18 protein-coding genes and 1 pseudogene are annotated in these 15,869 nt (G+C 52.3%); 4 read left to right on the forward strand and 15 right to left on the reverse strand.

The features are described 5' to 3' along the window. From ABYT07_RS12510 to ABYT07_RS12570, 13 genes are all read right to left on the reverse strand, one after another. Window positions 1-424 (reverse strand): heavy-metal-associated domain-containing protein (locus ABYT07_RS12510; RefSeq protein ID WP_372992098.1); only part of this gene is annotated, 424 nt, incomplete at its 3' end. 89 nt (window positions 425-513) lie between these two features. Further along, the gene (locus tag ABYT07_RS12515) at window positions 514-939 is read right to left on the reverse strand and encodes a cytochrome c (protein WP_372992100.1); all 426 of its coding nucleotides are present in this window, start codon (window positions 937-939) and stop codon (window positions 514-516) included. Beyond that, window positions 936-2,234, reverse strand: a complete 1,299-nt coding sequence (locus tag ABYT07_RS12520) for a multicopper oxidase family protein (protein WP_372992102.1) — start codon at window positions 2,232-2,234, stop codon at window positions 936-938. The genes ABYT07_RS12515 and ABYT07_RS12520 overlap by 4 nt, the downstream gene beginning before the upstream one ends. Window positions 2,235-2,241: 7 nt before the next feature. Further along, window positions 2,242-3,090 (reverse strand): copper resistance D family protein, encoded by an 849-nt coding sequence (locus ABYT07_RS12525; protein ID WP_372992104.1) that lies wholly within the window; start codon window positions 3,088-3,090, stop codon window positions 2,242-2,244. A 2-nt stretch (window positions 3,091-3,092) separates the two neighbouring features. Beyond that, complete coding sequence (locus ABYT07_RS12530) at window positions 3,093-3,455, reverse strand: copper resistance protein CopC (protein ID WP_372992106.1); 363 nt, start codon at window positions 3,453-3,455, stop codon at window positions 3,093-3,095. Next, window positions 3,455-3,889, reverse strand: a complete 435-nt coding sequence (locus ABYT07_RS12535) for a cytochrome c (protein ID WP_372992107.1) — start codon at window positions 3,887-3,889, stop codon at window positions 3,455-3,457. Before ABYT07_RS12535 ends, ABYT07_RS12530 begins: the two co-directional genes overlap by 1 nt. A 520-nt stretch (window positions 3,890-4,409) precedes the next feature. After that, window positions 4,410-5,024 carry a transmembrane anchor protein gene (locus ABYT07_RS12540; RefSeq protein WP_372992108.1) on the reverse strand — a complete coding sequence of 205 codons (615 nt, stop codon included), beginning with the start codon at window positions 5,022-5,024 and terminating at the stop codon, window positions 4,410-4,412. A 15-nt stretch (window positions 5,025-5,039) separates the two neighbouring features. Continuing rightward, window positions 5,040-5,777, reverse strand: coding sequence for a HupE/UreJ family protein (locus ABYT07_RS12545; RefSeq protein ID WP_372992110.1), 738 nt, complete (start codon window positions 5,775-5,777; stop codon window positions 5,040-5,042). Window positions 5,778-5,833: 56 nt separating this feature from the next. Next, window positions 5,834-6,193, reverse strand: coding sequence for a hypothetical protein (locus ABYT07_RS12550; RefSeq protein ID WP_372992111.1), 360 nt, complete (start codon window positions 6,191-6,193; stop codon window positions 5,834-5,836). A 153-nt stretch (window positions 6,194-6,346) separates the two neighbouring features. After that, complete coding sequence (locus tag ABYT07_RS12555) at window positions 6,347-6,772, reverse strand: VUT family protein (RefSeq protein ID WP_372992112.1); 426 nt, start codon at window positions 6,770-6,772, stop codon at window positions 6,347-6,349. A gap of 112 nt (window positions 6,773-6,884) precedes the next feature. Further along, window positions 6,885-7,478: a 7-cyano-7-deazaguanine synthase gene (locus ABYT07_RS12560; RefSeq protein ID WP_372992113.1), complete on the reverse strand. Its 594-nt coding sequence runs from the start codon at window positions 7,476-7,478 to the stop codon at window positions 6,885-6,887. Further along, window positions 7,475-8,671: a PfkB family carbohydrate kinase gene (locus ABYT07_RS12565; protein ID WP_372992115.1), complete on the reverse strand. Its 1,197-nt coding sequence runs from the start codon at window positions 8,669-8,671 to the stop codon at window positions 7,475-7,477. The genes ABYT07_RS12560 and ABYT07_RS12565 overlap by 4 nt, the downstream gene beginning before the upstream one ends. Window positions 8,672-9,091: 420 nt before the next feature. Further along, a complete protein-coding gene (locus tag ABYT07_RS12570; RefSeq protein ID WP_372992117.1) occupies window positions 9,092-9,844 on the reverse strand; it encodes a hypothetical protein in 753 nt (250 codons plus the stop codon). A 20-nt stretch (window positions 9,845-9,864) separates the two neighbouring features. Here ABYT07_RS12570 and ABYT07_RS12575 point away from each other — a divergent pair, with 20 nt between their 5' ends. The 4 genes from ABYT07_RS12575 (at window position 9,865) to ABYT07_RS12590 (ending at window position 12,917) form a co-directional block, all read left to right on the forward strand. After that, window positions 9,865-10,158, forward strand: coding sequence for a helix-turn-helix transcriptional regulator (locus ABYT07_RS12575; RefSeq protein WP_372992118.1), 294 nt, complete (start codon window positions 9,865-9,867; stop codon window positions 10,156-10,158). A gap of 697 nt (window positions 10,159-10,855) precedes the next feature. Beyond that, complete coding sequence (locus tag ABYT07_RS12580) at window positions 10,856-12,106, forward strand: hypothetical protein (RefSeq protein ID WP_372992120.1); 1,251 nt, start codon at window positions 10,856-10,858, stop codon at window positions 12,104-12,106. Next, window positions 12,096-12,416, forward strand: a complete 321-nt coding sequence (locus ABYT07_RS12585; RefSeq protein WP_372992121.1) for a hypothetical protein — start codon at window positions 12,096-12,098, stop codon at window positions 12,414-12,416. Before ABYT07_RS12580 ends, ABYT07_RS12585 begins: the two co-directional genes overlap by 11 nt. 129 nt (window positions 12,417-12,545) lie before the next feature. Beyond that, a complete protein-coding gene (locus ABYT07_RS12590) occupies window positions 12,546-12,917 on the forward strand; it encodes a hypothetical protein (protein ID WP_372992122.1) in 372 nt (123 codons plus the stop codon). A 156-nt stretch (window positions 12,918-13,073) separates the two neighbouring features. Here ABYT07_RS12590 and ABYT07_RS12595 read toward each other — a convergent pair whose 3' ends face one another. Next, window positions 13,074-14,177 carry an AAA family ATPase gene (locus ABYT07_RS12595; protein WP_372992124.1) on the reverse strand — a complete coding sequence of 368 codons (1,104 nt, stop codon included), beginning with the start codon at window positions 14,175-14,177 and terminating at the stop codon, window positions 13,074-13,076. A gap of 332 nt (window positions 14,178-14,509) precedes the next feature. Beyond that, window positions 14,510-15,869: pseudogene (locus tag ABYT07_RS12600) on the reverse strand (ribonucleoside-diphosphate reductase, adenosylcobalamin-dependent); the annotation flags it as partial.

Below are 15,869 nucleotides of genomic sequence, written 5' to 3' on the forward strand. Positions count from 1 at the left end.
CCTCATCCGTGATCAGCCGCGCCGGATAACCGGCAGCGCTCGCCACCTGTGAAATCTGCGCAGCAGAGACACCAAGTGCCTGAACTGTTGCGCGCTCCTGCGCCAGATTGACAGAAGCCTTCACAACACCGGGCACTGCGCCAAGAGCGCGCTCGACCCGCCCGACACAGGAAGCACAAGACATATTCTCGATGGAAAATCGGTATGTTTGCAGCTCCGCAGGGTAGCCCGCGTCTTTGAGCGCAGTGACGACAGGCTCCATATCGGACCCTTCCGCCATCACGACTGTCGCCGTCTCTGCCGCAAGGTTTACCGATGCCGACTGCACCCCAGCTACTACCAGCAACGCTTTTTCTACCCGCCCAACACAAGAGGCGCAGGACATCTCGCGGACATGGAATGTGGTCGAATTTTCGCTGCTCATGGTGAGGCTCCTATTCTGTCTCAGACAACAGATAGGGCTTCCAGTAGCTGGAGGGTCAAGGGCTGATGTGGATTTAATCTTCGTGCTGTTTAATGCGGCGGGTTTCGACCGGCCTGGACATCACGCTCCCGCTCGGGCCAGGTGGAGCGGATATAGGCGAGGATATCCCATATCTCGTTATCCGAAATTACGTCCTCAAATGCAGGCATGCCGCTGTTGAATCCGGTCACACCCATCGCGGCCAAAGCCGCCTGCCCGCCCTGCTTGGTATAATCGAACAACATTGCATTATCGTGATGCCATGTATGGCCAGACGCATCATGCGGCGGTGCGGGAAGGACCCCATCCTCTCCCGCAGAGCGCCAATCCGGCTGGCCTTCCAAATTCACCCCATGGCAGGCGGCGCAGTTCGCGGCATAGAGGATGGCACCTGCGGCGATGGCTCGCCCCTCCAATTCGTGATCAGCATTTGCAGCGCTTGCGCAAACCGTCAGGACCAGTGCCAGCCTTCTCATGCGACAGTAACCCATGTGCGCATACCACCCACGGCGTGGCTCAGCATATGGCAATGCAGCAACCATTTGCCCGGATTGTCAAAGACACAGATAATATCACGGCTGGCGCGCGCTTCCACCAGCGTGGTGTCGCGCAGATCGCCAAGGGCTCCGTCTGCATCCACCTCATAGAAGTGGTGGCCATGCAAATGGATACCATGCGGAAAGGAGGTATCGTTGACCAAGGTAATCCGAACCGTCTCGCCCCTTTGAAACGCAGCGAAAGGCTCCGGTTGCAGATCGGAGACATTATTGAAGGCCCAGATGTTGTCACCCCCGTGCCGCCCGCCCATGGCACCGCCCATCATGGTAAGGGTCAAGTGCTGTGTAGGCGTGTTCGGTTTGGGTAAATCCGGCGCAGCAAGAGCCCTAATCGGGGTTGGCTGTCTGTCGGAATTCGCACCCACGGCAGCAAGGTCAGCCAAGCGGAACGACCCGTCACGCATCAGCATATCAAAGGCGACGTCCTCCTGAACATCTACGATCAGATCAGCGCGCTGCGCAGGGGCCAGTGTAATGTCGGTTAAGGCACGCGGCACAGCCAGCGCCATACCGTCAAGCGCCACAATAGATCCGGCAGCCCCGCTTATTTGCAATGGAAATATCCTGTTGGTGGCTGCATTAATGAGACGCAAGCGGACGCGGTCACCGATGCTGACTTGCGATTGCGATAAAAACCCGCGTGCAAAATTTCCCATATAACCGCCATGGGCAACACTGTGCATGTCGGAAAACTCGTTAATGAGGCTGCCGTCTTCCTGCAACCTCCAATCCGCGAGAAGCACAGTAATGTCATGATCCACGTCCGGCGGCACATCATCCTCGATAATAAGCGGTCCCATCATGCCGCGTGCCACCTGCTCATGCGAAATGTAATGCGAGTGATACCAGTATGTGCCGGAATCCGGCGGCACATAGCTGTAGGTCATTCGCGCGCCCGGTTGGATCAACTCCTGCGTGAGCATCGGCACCCCATCCATCCTGTTTTCCAGCCGTATACCGTGCCAGTGAACCGCGGTGCCCTCCTCAAGCGCATTCTGGACCTCGACTTCTGCCCGAACACCACGGCGCAGGCGCAGCTCAGGCCCTGGCATCGCGCCATTGAAGCCCAGCATCGCCGTCGTTCCTTCGCCCTCGGGTAAGACCTGCTGCACAACTGCTTCGGCTTTCAACCGCAACATCTCCCCCGCCGCAAAAACTGTGCGTGGTAGAAACGCGAGCGCGCTGGTCGAAGCTAAAAAAGTCCGTCTCTTCATGTAAACCTCATGTCGGCAAAGCGAGTGTGGATGTCAGAACCGCGGTAACAGCCAGCACAGTCAAGATAACGCCCCATTCGATGGAAATTGAGCGCGACAGATGCCCTGCGGCATGCGGATCGCCCGCTTTGAGCGCAGGAATAAATCGCAGCTTGTTCGCAGCCCCCAACGCAAGCAGTCCGACAACAAAGAGGACCTTCAGGATCATCGCCTGCCCGTAGCCTGTGCCCAGCAGCGCAGCAATCGAGCCTACAAGAATATAGCCGAGATAAACGCCAGCAAAGACCAGAGCGGGAATTACTCCCCGTGCGACAACACCGAAGCGATGTCCAAGATCTGCGGCCCTCGCCCAGTCTGCCGGCACAGCTGCGAGCCGTTTAAGGGGAATGAGTATTCCGAGCCAAAATGCGACAGCCCCAAAATGCAGCACCAGTGCGCCATCAAGAAGTGCCGTATCCCGTGTCGATACATGGCTGACCAACGGGAATGACCAAAGTGCGATAACCCCACCAATGCTTGACAGCAAAAGCCCGCCACGCCCCATAAATAGCCCCGCAATCAAAAGACCAAGGCCGAGGACACGGCACAAAAGCGCTGTGCCAACCGAGGTGCCCCAGAGCAGCCCCAGCATCTCTGGATCGGTCATCCCGCTTGCATCACCCGTCAGATTGGCTCCACCAAGAGCAAACGACAGGACAGCGGCGGCAAGCCCCAGCACTCCAAAGGCAATTGCAGGCCCTTTGTAGCGGTCCGTCTTGAAAACCAAAGCAACAATAACCGTGCCGACCGCCGTCAGGACGCCCAGATATAATGCCATCTTGGTAATGATCGCTGCAAGCCCCCAGATATCCGGCATGCCTACTCTACAACAAAGCTAAACGAGCCGGTCATAGCATGTCCGTCAGCGCCCAATCCGCGCCAATCAATGACATAGGCGCCGCTCCCCATGGGTTGCATTGGCACGGTAAAATCAATCTCCATCCCCTTATAGGCGCTCAGGTCAAGATCGACAGACGCGTGATCCGCATGCGTCATACTCACCCGCGTTAAGCGGATATCGTGCAAAAAGTTCATGACAACTTCAGCAGGAGCTTCGGTCAAAACCGCCTCATGAGCCGGTGTAGTCTCGTCCACGGCCGAATGCGCCAAAGCTCCTGTGGCGAAAGCGGCTATTATGCCCGCAAGCAGTATATTTTTCATTTTCATTTCCTCATAGGCCATCAGTTGATCCCGTTTGCACGTTGCAATTCTCGAATATAGGCGGTGATCAATGTGACATCACCGCGTGTCAGCCCCTCGACCGCCGGCATGTCGCCAAAAGGCCAGTGATGCGCGCGCACGCAAAGGGACACGGCCCGCTGGAAACTTTCGTCCGCATGGTGGCTGGGCTCATAAATGATGTGAACAAGCGGGGGTGCGATACCCTCCCGCCCTGCCGCGTTGATCCCGTGACAGGCGGCACAATTCGTATCATAGGCCTGCTGCCCGATCTGCGCATTGTGCGTGAAAGCATTGGGTAACGTGACACTCACGATCTCGGCCCCTCCAATGGGGCCAACCGAACTTTCAGCAGGTTTGATCCCCTCGAGAGGCAAGTAGGTCAACCCGACACCCAGCACTGCGATAACCACTGCGGCGGCTATTATGAACTTCATCACTGCATCTGCCTGTCAATCGTTTTGAAGCAGCGATACGTGTTCCAGCAGGTGGAAGGTCAAGACCTAAATCATCAATCAACATGAAAATAACGACTTCTAACAGTTACCGAGAACCTCCCCGTTTGTATGGAAAGACCGCAAGTTTGGCTTCGCTCGCCGCGAGCCCAAGTAAGTCCGTCGAACGGGAGCTCTCAAATCGCTCAAACCCTCGACGTACTTTTTCCCTTGCTTAACTCGCGAGTGTCCTGTGCGGTATAGCCGCTTGCTGGGTCGAATATACGGCGTAGATAACAAAAACTGACTTTAAAATCATCTATCAGCGGCGCCGCAATCCAGATCAACATTACAGCACAGAAATTGTCAGGAACGGCCCATAGCGAACATTAATGGACTTTGTGGCAAACAGAGGCATAAATCCCAAAATACAATTTTTACGAAGCGGGAATATCCGTTCACAGTATATCCATTTTGGAGGTATGATCACCCACAATATTTCTGTTGGTGACCAAATTATTGCTTACTCGCCCCGGACGATCTCGCTGTAGCTGCCGTTTAATTGCAGTGTTACAGTCACGTCCGTTTTGTCCCGGTTGCGCCAGAACCAGCCATGGTCACCTGCGAAGGGGGTCTCGAAACTCCCTTCCGCTGATGTCTGACCGCGTCCCGTCTCATAGGTCACAGCTTCCCCATCTGCATGGGCATGAAGATCGAAATTGATACGACCTCCGGTCGCGACCCAAGCATAGGTCAGCGTAGCACCTTGCTCCATCTTGGCCTTGATCTCGGTGGATGCACCAGGTGCGAGAGTGAAGGTAATCTCGTCTTGCCACGCTTGTTGTGCGGCAGCTGACGAGACGAACAGACCGAAGATGTCATTCATCAAGGACGAAGATTCATCGCCACCGTGTAACGCTTTATCCGCCGCGGCCTCTGCCGCGAGCTGCTGTTTGATCTCACCCATTTCGGTCAGGCCGAGGATGCTTCCCACGCCCGTGGGGTCTGTCCCATATTCAGCGGGCAGATAGACCATGACACCGATGGCCACAGCCCCGAGCCCCGCGATTACCGTAGAGCGGCGCAATTGCGCAGGGGTTGGGAGGTCCTCGATTTTGGGTTTTGGTGCGTTGTTCATTGTTCTCTCCAATTCTTACGTGCTGGCGATGTAGCCTGCGACCTGCTGGTAGGTCAGAAGGCCGCCAAGGAATGCCATGATGATGTTTGCGACTGTTGCCTGACGCATGAAGTTTGGACTGCGGCGCCAGTATCCCATGACAATCAGGATCACGAAGAGCGCCAGAAGCTGACCCACTTCGACACCTGCGTTGAAGGCGAGAAGATTGGCCAACAGTCCGTCTTCGGCAATCTTGTATTCGAGAAGTTTCAAAGCCAGACCTGTGCCGTGGAACAGCCCGAAAATCAGCGTTGCCGCCTTGGTGTTGGGTTGGACGCCGAACCACTTCTGGTAGACGCCGAGATTGTCGAGCGCCTTGTAGATGACTGAAAGTCCGATGATTGCGTCGATGATATAGGCGTTAATGCCCCAGCCATACCAGACACCCAGCATCATCGTGACCGAGTGTCCGACGGCAAAAATGCTGACGTAAATCGCCACGTCTTTCATATGATAGAGAAAGAAGACAACGCCGAGCAGGAACAGAATATGGTCATATCCGGTGATCATGTGTTTCGCCCCCAGATAGATGAACGAGATGACATGCACCCCGAAAATCTCTTGAATATAACCCGCATCGCCCGGTGTAACGGCATGGGCTGATGCGGTGGTCGCAAAGGCAGTGAGCACCGCTGTGATTACGAGAAATAGGATCGAAGCGTGCCGCACAACATGCGACAGCCGCCCTGACCTGTAGGATCGGTTGAGTATCATTTTGAATTTTCCGTTTATTTGGGTGTGATTGAAAAGCTGCCTTTTATGGCGCGTCATCACACTCTTGGCGGTCGATCCAAGCCATAGTCCTGCCGACCCCGCATACCACTGTCTGACAGGGCCGCGATTATGCTGGAAGGGACCGTTTCACTCGTCACGTCACGCGGCGGTAAAAACGCGACATTGTGATCGTGATCGGCAAACTCATGGCTATGCGCCACATAGGCGTGCATGACATCCACTATGTCCTCATGCGCGTGCCCATGCTCTGTAATCTCGTGGTGGTGATCCGCTACAATCTTCGCCAATTCGGAAAAGTCGTGCGCGACGAGGCGTGAATTCGCAGACAGCACAAGACCAACCGCCAAAGCGATCATCAGAAACCCTCTCAGAGATCTTGCGATTTGTTGCATCATCCTGCGCGCCCTCATGGGTCTTTGCTCGCTCTAACTATTCCTGAATAAGGTAGAGGTGAAAATATGACAAGGTCGCAAAGAACACGAAGTGGCCGTTGAGCAGGCAACAGCAGGCAGCCGCGAGTGATCGCTTTGCAGGTCAGCGGGTCTTCCTCATCTCCGCGAAACAGAAATGATCAAAACAGCTCCCAGAGTCATCCACAGTTTTCCAATAATCTGCCCCCAAACATAGTCTAACGAGCCAAATGCGATCCATACAAACACAACGCTGTCGACGGCCGCGCCTACGATGCCGCTCATCAGAACGGCAATTAAGAAATTTCTTTTTTGAAGCGGCGTATAGACCAGCAAATCGAACGTCTCAGAAATGGCAAAGGCAAGCACTGAAGCAAAAACCAAGTCTTTGCTCGACACCAATCCTGAAAGAAGCGCCCCGACTGCGATCGCAATGACGGCCCATTTCAACCCGAGTTGTCTCTGAACGAGATCACGGAGGACGAAAGCCAGGCCCACGAACAGCACCCCACTTGGTGCTGATATTCCTGGAAAAATAGGTATGAGACACGGGCCGTCTGACACGCAATATGTTCCGACGTTCTCAATAAACCAGTTGGCCAACGGTACGCAAAGAACGAAGCCAATGAAGTAGCATACACCCCACACGAAGCGGTTTTGATCTTGGATCCTATTTCTACTTTTCAACGGTATCGAGCTGCTTGAAAAGATCCAATGTTTTGCTGCATCCACGGCAGGTGCCGCAAGCTACCACCGCCTTGTGACAGGAAAACGCCCAACGCAGCAATTCCATTGGGACCTTGCTTGCACGCACCAGGTCAATCGTGGTTTCAGCGATAGCTGGCGCTGATATTGTAACCTGCGGCAGTTCGCATTGTACCAAACTTTCAATGCGATCAATGAATTGCTTCGTCCCATCCGCATGAACGTTGTCTGTAACAACCGTTCCGATCATCAATTCACGGAGATTTTGGGAGGCGTACTTCATAGCCGCGAGGGTGAGGAGCAACTGATTCCGAAATGGCCATGACTCAGATACTTTTGATTGAGATGCCTTGTCCCGTCCGACAAGATCGCCTGAACCAAGAGCTGAAGCATCAACGCTAATAACATCGTGCCTGAGCTTCAATTTGTTTGCAATGAAAGCCGCTGCTCGTAGTTCACCCGCTGCAGGTATCTGGCCATAGTCGACTGTTACTAAAACATCTGGACGGTATTGGTAAGCGAGACACGTTGATTCCACACCACCCGAAAAGAGCAGCGCTCTCACCGCCGTGCCTCCCATATTGATCGGTAGATTGCGGTTGCAAAGTCGTTGGTGACATAGCAATTATCGGAGCCCAGAATCATAGTTTGGTCCGCTTCTTTGGGATTCTGAGAAAGTGCGACAACAGGGATTCCAAGTTTTACTGCATACCCGATTTCAAATAGTGTTCCTGCATCGCAGCCATCCAAAACTGCTAAGACAGCACTCGAATTTTCCAGCCCTGCCAGATCTTTGGTAACAACCGCGCTTGGGCTACCAAAGCCAACTTCGTGATAAGGCGAAAATGCTTGCATTCCCAGCTCAGAAAAAGCGGCACAAGCTTCTTCGATCAGCCACAACTCTGCCATCGTGAAAAAAGGTCCAGCAATATAAACTTGACCGCTCTTGCCCTGTGCAACGGGTTTCAGATTTTCAGGCGTATCCTTTCTACACACTGTAGGGGTTCGGCTCATGCAGTACTGAGCGACACACCTTGATGCTATTTCAGCGGAATCCAATACAGATTTGGATTGGAGCATCCAGTTATACGCAAATGCTGCGCTGAACACATCACCTGTACCAATTTTGTATACTGTGTCTGACCAGAAAGGAGGCACAGTTCCAATCAACTTGCCGTCTTCGTAAACTCGGCAACCTTCCGCACCAGCCTTCACCAAAACAACTGAAACCGTTCGATCAGTGAAGATTCTCCGGATCGCTTCCGATTCATCATTTACCTGCGCATATTGTATTACTTCGGCTGAATTTAACACAACGGCAAGTCGTTCGCAGCTGGATCCATTTGCAGAAAATGGGATCGCCTGATGGGGTGATTGTGGGTCGTAGACGCAATTGCTGGCATGAACCACCGCATCACCTTCCATGAAGCCAAAGCGAAGAACGTTTTTCGCATCAACTGCTATTGAAGGTGCCAATGATATCATGCGCGGTATGAATTGCGGTCTCGACAAAGGATGAAAGTAGCGGAACTGGATCAAGGCATCGCTGACGTGGGGATGGTGGACAATATTTTCATGTGAAACTACCGAACGAGCCAATAATTCATCGGCGTCTGGGCAGTAGTAGTTCCAGTCGACCGAAGCTCCAGCACGAGCGATCGCAACGGCGGCGCGACCTCCGGACCCATACAATTCATCAACGTCAGGAGCGACACAGCGTTCGCCGTAAAAGCCACCTACGACCGAAATATCGCTCATACGTTTCGTACTTGAATGCGGATTTGGGCTCCAGAAACCAAAGCAACAGTAGCTTCATACACTACACCTTGCTGTAAACATGCAATAAGGGTCGGCAATTGTCTCACGCCGGATATTGAACCCACCTGCTGATTTGCAAGTCGAGGAGAAAATAGGCCAACGGACGGATTCGACCCACTGGTCAATTGAACGCTGAGCGAGTCCCCGGAAGTTAACTGGCTTGCAACGTTCGGCACTGGACCGAATATGTCAGTAGTGAAGGACAAAACACATTGATCTTCTTCACCACCCGAACCTCCGCCGCTTCCTCCAGCTGACCCACCGCCAATCTTGGATCCTGCGCCACCTGTCGGATAACCACCGCCGCCACCACTTCCGCCCATTGATCTTCTCCACAATCCAGAATTGAATTATGTTCTATCAAGAGCCATTCTGACTGACCAGACGGGATCCAAACATTCTCATATCAAGCCACATGACAGCATCCAGAACAGATGCTCGGACATTAATAGCTTCGGCGAATTGTAAGAAATTGCTTTCCAATTTCAAATAGTGCCTTGGAAGGTGTGCTGCATCATCGAAAATACCAAGAAAACAGCCAGCACGTAGTACATGCACGTCCAAGATTGCGACATTATCTGAACCCAACCAGTTCCGCGTGATCCAGCTTGCGGTTTTGGGACCAATGCCGGGAATTTCATTCAGAGCCGCGCGAAATGAAAGGTCTGACATCGTGGTGTCGCTAATCTGGTCGATCATATTGAGGGCAGCTACGAGTCGCCCAGCTTTCTGACGCGGAAATCTGTAGCGCTGAGGCCTGCCAACAACTGGGATAGTATCACTTAACAGCTTGAAAATGTCTTCTTCACTCGCAGTCACACCTGTGTCGAAGATGCCGTGTCCTTTTAAATGTTGGAAGAAAGCCTCATTTGCTTCCAATTTTATCCCGTAACCGCCGAGAAGACAAAAGGCGACTTCATCTCGCAGAGTTCCTCCGCGCGAAACATAGTCATGATTTTCTTCCTCACCAATTCCGCAACGCCATTGCCAGTAGGCCGCGGAAAGCAGCTGGTCCTGACGACCAAAGGGAACGCCTGGAAACACCTCCATCTCCTCAGATAGTGGTGAAATCAGGTCGACTTTTTTACCGGTTATGGGTTCACAAAGGATCATGCATTAATTATGCATTTAATATGCAAAACTACAATACCTCAACTGAGCACTTCGGCAAAAAAGTAAAGCAGGCGCGTTTGAAAGCTGAAATTTCTCAGGCCGAACTCGGAGCTTTAGTACAGGCTGATCAAGCAACAATTTCACGAATTGAGCGAAATAAATCTATAAATAGCAAAGCTTTAATTTTACTTCATAAGTTTGTTGATCAACAACTTTCTGCTGAAAACGACATCAATGATATTTTGGAAACCATCAGAAGCTCTGAGGAGCTGCGCGCACTGGTCATCCGAGTTGTAGATAGCAAAGGTGCATGATTAATGCACTTTGAGTGAAGTCGAATTAATATTCGGGGCATCCCTACCGTTGATGCACTTCACATACAGCGCAGAGCCCGGAAGATTATTTGAGAACAGAAGATGGGTGTCTGGCTCTGCTATTCTTTAAGTAAGACCAACCGCCAAGAATCGAACCGCCGGCAAGTGGCTTCAGATATTGAGCAAGCGTGCCCTGCAGACAGTACAGGATATCGCTTATCCTAATTTCCCTATAGTACCATGATAAAAGAGAACCCGCTGCGTAACTGCCGTCGATAAAGGATGACCGTATAGATTTCAAAGGCAGAACATCGTCTCTTCGCTTACTTACATTACAGGCGGCACTTAAGAATTAGCCTGCAAGGTAACTTGGAATAGACCTTCCGACCTGATATTGCGTCATGTAATTGCAGCAGCACAATAGATAGGTAGGACTTTGGCAGAAGATGAACGTAGGCAGCATTTCCCAGGGACATGGAAGTTGCACACTGACAACCCTTTGCTGGTTCGCTCTGTAAGGTTGGAAGCCTCTCGAATTCGGCGTCGAATTGCGAAACGCCCGGTAGCAAAAGCTCGCTCGAAGAACAAGGCATTGAGGCGATCGGTAAGTGAACAGATAGGGCGCAGGCGGAGTAGACTGCATCATGGCAAGCGTGTTGCAAGAGATTACATAAAGCGGGAACGTGGGGCGCGAATTTTGACACATGAAGACACCACGAGAGAATATGCACTTCGTCCGTCGATTATATTAGACCATCTCGTTCCTGACCGCGCCACGAAATTTGAGACCTCCGCGATCAAGCGCAAGCGACGTTCAGGCAACGTTGCAGTAGAACTGAAGGATATGTCATTCACTCATAATCCACGTGAAACTATGAACAGGCTTGGGCAACTTGCTGACATGGAATCTGATGCATTCGGCATTAATATTGACTTTCACGACACTCATTGCCTTGATGTAGGACCCTATCTGCTCCTCTCGACAATCAAAAAGGGGATGCCTGGATTCTTTTTGGGAGGTGAAATTTCATCTCCGATGAGTAAGGTAATGAATGCTTTAGAATTGGACCAAGAGTTGGGGATATGGGTCCCAGTCCCTGAAGACATGCATACTGATGTCTTTCCATTCCCGGTGCATCGGCGACGACAAAGTGGCTCAACAGAGTCTGAGACACGATTCATCGACAGACAAACGCACGAAAAGGTGGCAGGGAATTTGAAAGCTGCAATCGATAACTGGCTTGGAGTGACAACAGAGCAAAAGTTGAACCTCAAGGGGCGTCGATCTGTCTACAAACTTGTCACCGAAACCCTCGACAACGCCGAACGTCACGGCGACCTCCTTAAAAACCAAAATGATGGTGACTGGATAGTCGCAGGTTTCATGGCAAGACGCGGCTCAGGGGAAAATGAGTATTATCGATGTCATCTTGCATTTTTAAGCACTGGCACGACTATAAGCGAGACAATCAGGACCACACCTGATCCCACGAAATCAAAACTGAACGAGTATGTGGCGCGGCATAACCGCCAAGTTGGCACCAAGAAATACGCGTCGGAACACCTCAGCACGGTCTTCGCTTTGCAGGACGGCGTAACCAGATCTGAGATCGCCGTCGACCAGAAGCGGAATGGTACCGGTTTTCAAGACATCTTAGAATTCTACTCGGACCTCGCCGCTCATGGGGCGGACCAAGCAAACGCATCGATGGCCATCGTGTCAGGTAGGACTTGCGTCCTCTGCAATGCACCTTATATGCATGGTGTGCGAATGGGCGGTGATGACTCTGAGCGTGAAATGTGGTTTAATGAATCCAACACTCAGGAGCTGCCGCCTGATCATAGCAATGTGATTGAACTGGATCGGTGTCTTAAGGGAACTTTAATCTCGATGGCATTTACTCTCGATCTCGACTATCTGGAGAGGACTGTTGACCGTGCAAATTGATCTTTCTGAACTTGTCGGACAAGATGGCGTGGTCTTGGCCGGAATGGAGCGCGGCGCAGCCGCGCGGGATTTGTTCACTTTGGATGATCTTGATGTTTCTATGGACAACGTTGTTATCACTGCCCCAGAGTCTCTTGAAGCGATCTCTACTTCGTTTGTTCAAGGCTTTCTTGCGGGTTCATTGAAGACCCTCGGAGAAGCTCGTCTCAGGAAAAAATATAGCTTTGAGTTGAACGACGTTCTGAAAGAGGACATCACAGATGGGCTCAAGCGCTTGCTTATGAAGCGAAAAATTGCAGGTCTTGATTAGCATTTGGATACCGCAGGTACGGTAAGCCAATGGGCGAACCCCGCACTTTACGTTGCGATAATCGCACTTTTGATATCTGCCTTGCAGGCAATTAGATCTATTGGCGTCGATCGACGAAACCGACGGTCGGTGCAATTTATCGAAGTGATTTCCGGTGAATTTGCAAAGAGTGAAGCCGCTCTTGATCTACTTGAAGCGAAGTTGCGAAAGGGGTTGGGCAATGCGAGCGTAACAAGCGAAGACGTACTTGAAGTTGCGCTACCTGCCGGGCGTACCGCTACAAGAGCAATGACTGCCGTATCAGATATGCCCACGGTCATCATTGATCTGGTAACGGCTACAAAGGTAGATGAATTAGATACTATCTGGATAATGGCATCCGATGGCGTTTTCGAATCATCCTCTCGAATTTTGCATCTCCAGACAGCCCTGCACGTAGTCACACGTGTAAGCGCAAATCTGGGATCGGCAAAGAGAGACTTAACCAATCAGCATATGTGAGTACCATAATCCTCGTTTTACGAGATAGAATACTATGCACGAATGATCCTACTGGCAGCAATAATATTTCCTGATTTGAGGGAACATCGAAAATTCTGTTCTTGTTCTAAGCCGAGCGGCAATTGACCGAGAAAATAAAAATATGAACCCCCAAAATTAGTGCAATAGTGGACGATCAAAGGCGATCTCTGCCCTTTCGATCATTCGCTTAACAGTTCTCAAACTCGGCCCGCCCATGTCGCCGCGACACATGCTGATAATCTCCTCGATAGCCGCAATCGCTTCATCCGGAAGTTCACGCGCTTCACCCAGACGCCGCGCAAAGCCAATCAGGTGTTGCTTGGAGACAGGCGGTAATTCCAGCGGCGGACAGCGGCTCAAAAGGGGCTCAGGAAGGCCGCGCAAACTATTCGCCGTCAGCACCCACCCCACCCATGAGAGATCAAACTGGACGCGGTAGTAGGGGCATTGCCAAGTCGAAGCCGTCATTCTTTCCAAAAGTGGCAAGAGCCCATCGGTCAAGCTAAAACGCAACCCTTTCGCTGAGTTCACGTCCCCCGCCTTTTCCGCCTCATCAACAACAATGATCGGATCAGCACATCTCTCTCTGAGGATTGTTTCCACGATCTTACCGGGCCCGGCACTCCCCCAGCCACGCTGTGAGCCGATCAGAGCAAAGCTGGCAGGCTCACCGGTAGCCTCAACGACTGTAGTCGGCACTTCGAGCAGTTTGCCCAGCCTCCGCGCCCAGTGAGATTTGCCGATGCCCGGTGGGCCGAGAAGCAAAAGTGGCGCAAACTTGATGCTTGGACGGCCCTTACGAACGGAGTCCCGCATCGCGTGCCAGATGTGCTCGGTGGCAGGACCCATCCAAGGCATCTCCTCGTGCAGGGTTGCAGCAAGGACGTCTGCATCGTGTTCGTTGGAAACTCTCGAGACCGTCGCACCGTTCTGTAGCCTGCGAAGGGCATTCCGATCCTCTGTTTTCAGGTGCTGCATCCCTGTCGCTGCTTCTTGCAACTCGACATATCTCAAAGCGCGCCTCTCGATCTTGATCTTATCTTGAGTTGAAAGAGAGTTCACAGAAAGTTCGAACGTTTCCGTCGGTCCATCTTCCGCAATTCTTTCAACTTGCTCAGTGGCGCACCGCTGTTCGCGAAAGCCTCTCAGAAATCGGGAGAACCTCCGTTCAAGATCGGCGACCGTAGGGGTTTTGTCAAAGAAGCGAATGTTCGAGATCGGGATGTTTGATTTCTGCATAATGGATTCCTTTCAGATCCCGGCACACAGCTTTGCTATGCACCGGTTGCCAGACCGAGGGTCAGACAAGGGGTTTGATATGAAAGGCTCCGGAGCCTTGGAACGGAAGGTGAACAAATGAAGAGGCTGTGTCAACGTAGGCGAGGGGCCACTGTAGATGCTTGTCTACAGTGGCCTCTCAAAACTTCCAGATCACCAGAAATTAAAAAACACTCTAAAACAATGCTTTAACTTCAACTGGCAAAAATAGCATGGTAAAGTGGCAGACTTTTTACCCCGTTTGGCAGAAAATAGGGTGTCTTTTCAGGAACCTAACTGAACTTAGTGTTTCATCAAGAACACTTGCTGTGTCCGCAACTACCGCATGTCATGCAGCCTTCGACCATACGCAAGTCATATTGACCACAACTGCTGCAGGCTTTGCCACGCGGAGCCTCAAGGCCTACGACGTTAGCTTGGGGATCGGTTTTGAGGCCAAGCCCTTCACCAGCGATGAAACCTGTTGCGATCATATGTTGTTCGATCACGCCGCCAATCGCGGCCAGCATTGACGGGATGTATTTGCCACCCATCCATGCACCGCCCCGAGGATCAAATACCGCTTTCAGTTCTTCTACCACAAAGGATACATCGCCGCCGCGCCGGAATACGGCCGAAATCATACGCGTCAACGCAACGGTCCAGGCGAAATGCTCCATGTTTTTGGAGTTGATGAAGACCTCGAACGGCCGACGATGCCCGCCAATGATCACATCGTTCACCGTGATATAAAGTGCATGTTCACTGTCGGGCCATTTGATTTTATAGGTCGACCCTTCAAGTTCTTCAGGCCGGTCCAGCGGATCGGACATATAAACCACTTCGCCGCCTTCGGATGGCATCGGTTCAGGTGCGACCTCGCCGGGGGCGTTGTCGGTGGTCTCTGAGACCGACAGAACCGACCCGGTCACGTCATTGGGGCGATAGGTCGTGCAGCCCTTACAGCCTTGGTCCCATGCCGCCATATAGACGTCTTTGAACGCATCAAAGCTGATGTCTTCGGGGCAGTTGATCGTCTTGGAGATGCTTGAATCAACCCATTTCTGCGCCGCCGCCTGCATCTTGACGTGATCCAGCGGGGCCAGAGTCTGTGCGTTGACGAAATAATCTGGCAGAGGTGCGTCGCCTTTCAGATCGCGCCACATTTGCACGGCATAATCGACGACTTCTTCTTCGGTGCGGCTGCCGTCCTTTTGCAATACCTTGCGGGTATAGGCATAGGCAAAGACCGGTTCGATCCCCGAACTGACATTGCCGGCGTACAGGCTGATCGTGCCGGTGGGCGCAATCGAGGTCAGCAGCGCATTGCGAATGCCGTGTTCTTTGATCTCGGCGCAGACGTCTTCATCCATCTGCTGCATCGTGCCCGAGGCAAGATAGGCCTCGGCGTCGAACAGGGGGAACGCGCCTTTTTCTTTGGCCAGATCAACAGATGCCAGATAAGCAGCACGCGCAATCGCCTTGAGCCATGCCTCGGTCTGGGCCGCCGCTTCGTCTGAACCATAGCGCAGGCCGACCATCAACAAGGCGTCGGCCAAGCCTGTCACGCCAAGACCAATCCGGCGCTTGGCTTTGGCTTCCTTCTGCTGCGCCTCGAGGGGAAATTGCGATACATCGACGACGTTGTCCATCATGCGCACGGCTGTCGCGACC

It is taken from the genome of Sulfitobacter sp., assembly GCF_041552635.1.
Classification (GTDB): domain Bacteria; phylum Pseudomonadota; class Alphaproteobacteria; order Rhodobacterales; family Rhodobacteraceae; genus Sulfitobacter.